Source organism: Cryobacterium sp. PH31-O1, from assembly GCF_030063455.1.
GTDB lineage: Bacteria > Actinomycetota > Actinomycetes > Actinomycetales > Microbacteriaceae > Cryobacterium.
Genome location: NZ_JASITB010000007.1, coordinates 283,631 through 290,796, shown reverse-complemented (window position 1 = coordinate 290,796; position 7,166 = coordinate 283,631). Strand labels below are relative to the sequence as shown.

7 protein-coding genes are annotated in these 7,166 nt (G+C 63.3%); 2 read left to right on the top strand and 5 right to left on the bottom strand.

The annotated features are described in order from the left end of the window. Window positions 1–423: 423 nt before the first annotated feature. The gene (locus QMK31_RS15340) at window positions 424–987 is read right to left on the bottom strand and encodes a GNAT family N-acetyltransferase (RefSeq protein WP_283501806.1); all 564 of its coding nucleotides are present in this window, start codon (window positions 985–987) and stop codon (window positions 424–426) included. A 142-nt stretch (window positions 988–1,129) separates the two neighbouring features. Continuing rightward, the gene (gene tyrS / locus QMK31_RS15335; protein ID WP_283501805.1) at window positions 1,130–2,431 is read right to left on the bottom strand and encodes a tyrosine--tRNA ligase; all 1,302 of its coding nucleotides are present in this window, start codon (window positions 2,429–2,431) and stop codon (window positions 1,130–1,132) included. Between the two features lie 145 nt (window positions 2,432–2,576). Here tyrS and QMK31_RS15330 point away from each other — a divergent pair, with 145 nt between their 5' ends. After that, entirely contained in the window at window positions 2,577–3,299 is a 723-nt protein-coding gene (locus tag QMK31_RS15330; protein ID WP_283501804.1) for a DNA-binding protein, read from the top strand. After that, window positions 3,296–3,895, top strand: a complete 600-nt coding sequence (locus QMK31_RS15325) for a hypothetical protein (RefSeq protein ID WP_283501803.1) — start codon at window positions 3,296–3,298, stop codon at window positions 3,893–3,895. Before QMK31_RS15330 ends, QMK31_RS15325 begins: the two co-directional genes overlap by 4 nt. A gap of 9 nt (window positions 3,896–3,904) precedes the next feature. On the opposite strand, the gene QMK31_RS15320 is transcribed toward QMK31_RS15325, so the two are convergent. From QMK31_RS15320 to QMK31_RS15310, 3 genes are read right to left on the bottom strand one after another with little or no spacing between them, the layout of a single operon-like run. Then, window positions 3,905–4,498, bottom strand: a complete 594-nt coding sequence (locus QMK31_RS15320; protein WP_283501802.1) for a DNA-3-methyladenine glycosylase — start codon at window positions 4,496–4,498, stop codon at window positions 3,905–3,907. Then, a complete protein-coding gene (gene argH, locus QMK31_RS15315) occupies window positions 4,498–5,934 on the bottom strand; it encodes an argininosuccinate lyase (protein WP_283501801.1) in 1,437 nt (478 codons plus the stop codon). The genes QMK31_RS15320 and argH overlap by 1 nt, the downstream gene beginning before the upstream one ends. Before the next feature lie 6 nt (window positions 5,935–5,940). Next, the gene (locus QMK31_RS15310) at window positions 5,941–7,140 is read right to left on the bottom strand and encodes an argininosuccinate synthase (protein WP_283501800.1); all 1,200 of its coding nucleotides are present in this window, start codon (window positions 7,138–7,140) and stop codon (window positions 5,941–5,943) included. Window positions 7,141–7,166: the final 26 nt, after the last annotated feature.

Genomic DNA, 7,166 nt, shown 5'->3' with positions numbered 1-7,166 from the left:
GACTTTTTCAATATTATTTCCAAAGGAATCTCATAAACTGCAACCCGCTAGAAACGAGCCACAACCACGAGGTTTTTGGCATTTGACATTGTGCACGCTGTTGAGTTCTCAAGGATCGGACACACCCAGCCGCCGGCCTCAAAGACCATTGCACTGGAGTACTTCTCTTATTTCTTGTCGCTCAGCCGAAAGACGATTTCTTGTACTTTCGGTGAACTTCATCAAGCCACTGTCACACGGAAAATTCCGGGCTATTTTGACTTGGGATTGGTCCCGCTTGAGGCCGGAAGCACTTGGCTATTTCCGAACCTGTGGGGTGACTTAGATGACATTACGGTGAATCCTGATACCCCGCAACTCACGGCTGCATCCCGGGCGTGTCGGTAGCGGACATCCGCTTGAAACATGCCCAAAACGCTCCGTTCAGGGCTCGGGGGCGAACGCCACAAAGAGTTCGCTCACGGAGTTGTAGTACTGGTCAGTTCGGCCCTGGTGCGTCATGCCGATGCGCAGACACACCCGCTGCGACGGTCGGTTGCTCGGGGTCGTGACGGCAACGACCCGATCGAGTCCCGTCTTCCACCCTTCGGCCAACACAGCGGATGCCGCTTCGGTCGCGTAACCCCGGTGCCACGCGTTCGGGTGAAAGTGCCAGCCGATCTCGGTGTCCCCCGACGGCTCGAGCGGGGTAAGCGCGCTGGACGCGGGGATGGACTTCAGCAGCAGGTTGCCGAAGATCTCGCCGGTGTCGGCGTCCGTTACCGCCCGGATGGCGTGAACGGGATGCTCCATTCCCTGCCAGCGCTTGATCACAGCAATCGCCTCGGTGCGGCCGGTCATGACCCGCGGGTGCAAACCAATGTGTTGTTGCACAGACCACAGGGAGTAGAGCCCGAAAACGAAGTCGGTGTCATCGAGGGTCCAGGGGCGCAGCAGCAGGCGTTCGGTTCGGAGAGTTTCCACGTCGACATCTTGCCACCCGCGCATCCGCGCCTCCTGCAACCGGGCCGTTTCCCGGCGAAGCCGACCGTCCAGGGGAGCCGCTCCGGCGGAAGGATTATTCGCGGAGTTGTGAGTTAAGGCTGAGCGGAGAGCTGCCCATTCTGTCTCCGCCGGGCCGCCAAAAGAGCTACTCGACGAAGATGCCCGCGAGCGTCTTCTTGCCGCGACGCAGCACCGCTACGCCCCCGGGCAGAACGGAACCTTCGATGGTCAGGTCGACACTCGTGACTTTCTCGTTGTTCAGGTAGACCCCACCCTGCTGCACGGCACGTCGGGCATCGCCGAGACTCTTCGAGAGTTCCGTGTCGACGAGCAGCTGCAGCACGGTCGCGTGCGGCGCCGTCGTCGTGTTCGGCAGTTCGCGCAGCGCGGCCTCGAGGGTGTCGGGGTCGAGTTCGGCGAGGTCGCCCTGGCCAAACAGGGCTTCGGCGGCGTGGATGGCAGCATCCGTTGCCGCTTGCCCGTGCACGAGACTGGTCACCTCGAGGGCGAGCCGGCGCTGCGCTTCGCGGCGGAAGGGTTCGTTCTCGACCAGTTCGGCGAACCTGTCGATCTCAGGGCGCGTGAGAAACGTGAAAACCTTGAGCCGAAAGACCACGTCGGCATCGTCGGTATTGAGCCAGAACTGGTAGAAGGCATACGGGCTGGTGAGGTTCGGGTCGAGCCACACCGCGTTCCCCTCGCTCTTACCGAATTTGGTTCCGTCGCTGTTAGTGATGAGCGGAGTGCCGATGGCATGCACCGTGCCGCTCTCGGCACGACGGATGAGATCGGTTCCGCTTGTGAGGTTGCCCCACTGGTCGCTGCCGCCGGTTTGCAGCACGCAGCCGTAGCTTCGGAATAGCTCGAGGTAGTCCAGGCCCTGCAAAATCTGGTAACTGAATTCGGTGTAGCTGATGCCGGCCTCGGAGTTCAGGCGGGCGCTGACGGCATCCTTTTTGAGCATGGTGCCCACGCGGTAGTACTTGCCGATTTCACGCAGAAAATCGATGGCACTTAACGGCGACGTCCAGTCCAGGTTGTTCACGAGCGTGACGGCGTTGTCGCCCTCGGAACTGAGAAAACGCGAAACCTGTGCCTGTAGGTAGCCAACCCATTCCGCCACGGTGTCGGTGGGGGTCAGCGTGCGCTCGGCGGTCGGGCGCGGGTCGCCGATGAGCCCGGTGGAGCCGCCGACCAGGCCGAGCGGGTGATGCCCCGCCAGTTGCAGGCGCCGCATCAGGAGCAGCTGCACCAGGTTGCCGAGGTGCAGGCTCGGAGCGGTCGGGTCGAATCCGCAGTAATAGGTGATCGGGCCACCATCGAGCAGCGCTTTGAGCTCGGTCTCGTCGGTGGAGACGTGCACGAGGCCGCGCCAGTTAATCTCCTCCCAGACGGAATCGAAGGAGGGATCATTGGTCTGCTGGGCGAGGATGGTGGGGTCTGACACGCGTTCAGATTACCAGCCGAGGGCGTCTCGCCGAATTGCCGGCGGCATCCGTTCAACGGTTGTGATAATTCAGTCTCCAGACTAAATTGAGTTTGATTTAGCTTGATACCTGAATTATCCTGAATATAGGACGGAGTCTCACCCCATGTTTGTTATCACCGCTGACCAGATCGACAGCCGCCACGACCACGATCGCGCACGCGAGATGATCGGGCATTTGCTGGCGCAGGCTCCACACGCCTTCAGCCTCCCCCCTGACCAGACCGCCGGCGACGAGATTCAACTGCTGGTCTCAGCTGCCCGGCCGGCTCTCGACGCGATTCTCGCGTTGCACCGTTCCGGCCACTGGAGCATTGGCCTCGGCGTGGGCACCGTGCGTACCCCTTTGCCGGAATCGACGCGGCAGGCGACCGGCGAAGCTTTCATTGCCGCACGCGACGCCGTAACTCGGGCAAAAAGAACCGAGGCGCACTTCGCTCTAGAGGTCGAAGCCGATGCCTCCGACACCATCGAAACTGCCACCGGCATCGAGGCCCTCGTGACCATGCTCCTGCTACTGCGCCAACGTCGTACTCCCGCCGGATGGCAGGCCGGCGACCTGTTCGAAACCGGCATGGCCCAAACGAGCATTGCGCGAACGCTCGGCGTTACCACGGGTGCTGTCAGTCAACGACTCAAAGCCGCGCAGTATCGGGTTGACCAGGCGGCACGGCCCGCTTTGATTAGGCTGCTAGAGCAACTCGATCGGGGACCGAACGACCCGGCCGGTCCAGAAGCGAACTCGCACCAATCGGTCCCTGGCGCAATGAACGCTGACGCAATGAATACCAACGCAACGAATACCAACGAAATGGACAGTTCCGCATGACCTCCAGCGTTCTCACTTTTCTCTACTGGGCCGTCTTACTCCTGGTCACACTGGCATCACTGACCTGCGCTGCAGTCGCCTTCAAACTCCACCGGCAGCTCTACGCCCTAACGGCTATCGCTGGCCTCGGCGTTGCTCTCGTACTCGCCGCGGTTCCGGTGAGCACGGGCCCGAGTGCCTTCGGAATCGTGCTCGGAATGTTGGCGCTGGCCCTGGCAGTAGTCGGCGGCGGTCCGGTCGCTGTGCTCGCTCTCGACCTCGCGACCAACAACTCGGTACCGCCGGGCCAGCACGGCGGCATCATGGTGCTCAACTCGGGTAAACCGGCACCGACCATGGCCGGTGTCAGCGACCCGGACACCCACGAAGTGTTACGCGGCGGGGTAACGATCGGCATCCTGGAACGTCTCGCGGTAGCCGGCGCGATCCTCGCCGGGTTTCCCGAGGCGATCGCCGTGGTCGTCGCCATCAAGGGCGTCGGTCGCTTCACGGAACTGGCAGCGGCCGAATCGCGCGAACGGTTCATCATCGGCACCTTGGCCAGCCTCCTCTGGGCCTGCGCCTGCGCCGCCCTGGTGCCAATGGCGCTGGTCTAACCGTCTCGATCAGGTTCTGCGGCTGGCATGCCGTCGATAGGGCGAAACGGACGCCTCCCCCGGCATCCAAAACCGCCAGGGATAGTCTTCTCCCCCGCCGATCCCGCTCACCCCGGTACGTGGCCCGGTATTGAAGTCCGCGCGGCGTGCCGGAAACTCCAGGTCGAACGGGGCACGGCCGAGTTCTGCGCCGTCATCGCCGAGCTCGATACCGAGGGCTTTGGTTAGCCGGGCCGGCCCGCGTGCCAGGTCGGAGTCGCTGTGCGAGGTGGGGCGGCGGTGGCGGGCTTCCTCAACTCCCGCGACGATTTCACCACCTCGCAACAACACCCCCGAGGCCTCACCCTCTGGCGAGCAGACGATGTTGGCGCAGACGTGCATGCCATAGCTGAAATAGGCATAGAGGTGCCCGGCCGGGCCGAACATCGTCACGGTGCGCGGCGTGCGCCCACGGAAGGCGTGGGAGCCGGGATCGGTTTCACCGAGGTAAGCCTCGACCTCGGTGATGCGCACAGAAATGGCTCCCCGAGTGAGCACCGCGCCGAGCAGTAGCGGGGCCACCTCGAGTGCGGGTCGCTCGAGCAGTCCCGGCGCAAACGGCACTACCGGCTGAGCGCGGCCGTCAGGTCGCGCACGCGAGCCACGAGGTGCGCGCGCTGCTCGGCGACCCGCACCGGGGCGGTGCCGCCGACGCCGTCGCGGCTGTCGACCGATCCGCGAATGGTGAGCACCTCGCGAACCTCGGGAATGAGGTGCGGCGACAGGGTCTGGAGATCATCATCGCTGACCTCGTGCAGGTCGAGATTGTGGGTCTCAGCGAACTTCACCAGGGACCCGGTGATTTCGTGGGCATCCCGGAACGAAACGTGGCGTTTGACCAGCCACTCCGCGACATCCGTGGCGAGGGAGAATCCCTGCGGCGCGAGTTCAGCCATCCGCTCGGTGTGAAACGTGAGGGTCGCGACCATGCCGGTGAAGGCGGGCAGCAGCACTTCGAGGGTGTTGATCGAGTCGAGGACCGGCTCTTTGTCTTCCTGAAGGTCGCGGTTGTAGGCGAGCGGCAGACCCTTGAGCGTGGTGAGCAGCCCGGTGAGGTTGCCGATCATGCGGCCTGATTTGCCGCGCGCGAGCTCGGCGATGTCGGGGTTCTTCTTCTGCGGCATGATCGAGGAACCGGTGGAATAGGCGTCATCAAGGGTGACAAAACCGAATTCCCGAGTGTTCCAGAGAATGATTTCCTCGGCCAGCCGGGACATGTCGATGCCGATTTGCGCGGTGATGTAGGCGAATTCGGCGACCAGGTCGCGGCTTGCGGTGCCGTCGATGGAGTTCTCGACCACGGCGGCGAAGCCCAGGTCGGTGGCCACCAGGCGTGCGTCGAGACCGAGGGTGTTACCGGCGAGGGCGCCGGAGCCGTAGGGGGAGGCATCCGCTCTTCTGCCCCAGTCCGCGAAGCGGTCCAGGTCGCGCACGAGCGGCCAGCAGTGAGCGAGCAGGTGGTGGGCGAGCAGCACCGGCTGAGCGTGCTGCAGGTGCGTGCGGCCGGGCATGATGGCGTCGTCGTGGGCTTCGGCCTGCGCGGCGAGGGCATCGATTAGTTCCATGACGAGCGACGCGAGAATGGCGGCGTGGTCACGCAGCCACATGCGCACGAGGGTCGCGACCTGGTCATTTCGGCTTCGGCCGGCACGGAGCTTGCCGCCAACCTCGACGCCGATGATGTCGATGAGGCCACGTTCGAGGGCAGAGTGCACGTCTTCATCGGCGTCGGCCGGCTGAAATTCGCCGGCGACGACGGCGCGCTCGAGTTCTTCGAGCGCGCCGATCATCTGGATCAATTCGGTGTCGGTGAGATATCCGGCGGCAGCGAGTGCCCTCGCATGCGCGCGGCTGCCCTGCAGGTCGTATTCGGCCAGCATCCAGTCGAACTGGGTCGACTTGCTCAGCCGGGCCAGTTCCGGTGACGGTCCCCCAGCAAAGCGGCCACCCCAGAGGGCGCCAGCCTTGCCGGCGCGGCTCGCGTTCTTCTCACTCGACACGGTGCGCTACTTTGCGGCGGCGTCGCGGCGTGCAGCGACCTTGCTCGGCAGTGACCACAACTCGATAAATCCCTTGGCCATCGTCTGGTCGAAGGAGTCACCGGTGTCATAGGTGGCGAGGTTGAAGTCGTAGAGGCTCGTCGTGCTCGAGCGGCCGGTAACGACGGCACTGCCAGCGTGCATCTTCAAGCGGATGTCACCGGTCACGTACTTCTGGGTGTCTTCAATGAAAACATCGAGGCTCTTCTTTAAACCGGAGAACCACAGGCCGTCGTAGACGAGCTCCGCCCACTTCGACTCGACACCGCGCTTGTAGCGGGCAACGTCGCGCTCCAGCGTCATGTTTTCGAGCTCCTCATGTGCGGCGATGAGCGCCATTCCGGCCGGGGCCTCGTAGATCTCACGGCTCTTGATGCCAACAAGGCGGTCCTCGACAATGTCAATGCGGCCGACACCCTGGTCGCCAGCGAGACGATTCATCAGCTGAATCATCTGCAGCGGGGTGACTTTTTTGCCATCGATGGCAACGGGAACGCCCTGCTCGAAGCTGATCACAACCTCGGTGGGGGCACGGGTAACCGACGGATCTTTCGTGTAGGTGTAGAGGTCTTCGATCGGTGCGTTCCACGGGTCTTCGAGGAAACCGGTTTCCACGGCGCGACCCCAGACGTTCTGGTCGATGGAATACGGGCTCTTCTTCGACTGCGCAATGGGCAGGTCATGCTTCGCCGCGTACTCAATGGCCTTATCGCGGGTCAGTTCAAAGTCGCGCACCGGGGCGAGCGAGGTCAGCTCCGGGGCGAGGGCAGCGACGGCCGCTTCGAACCGCACCTGATCGTTGCCCTTGCCAGTGCAGCCGTGGGCGACGCTGTCGGCGCCGAGTTCCTTGGCGGTCGAGGCAAGATACTTGGCGATCAGCGGACGGCTGATGGCCGAGACCAGCGGGTAGCGCTTTTGGTAAAGGGCGTTCGCCTTGAGCGTCGGCACGATGTAGTCGTTCGCGAACTCGTCCTTGGCGTCGATGACGATGGATTCGACGGCGCCGCAGTCGAGTGCGCGCTGACGGATCACGTCCATGTCTTCGCCCTCCTGCCCCACGTCGACGGCGAGGGCTACGACCTCTTTGCCGGTGGCATCCTTGAGCCAGCCGATGCCGACCGAGGTATCCAGTCCACCCGAGTATGCGAGTACAACGCGTTCCGCCATGGTTCTCCCTAAATCTTGATCTGTCT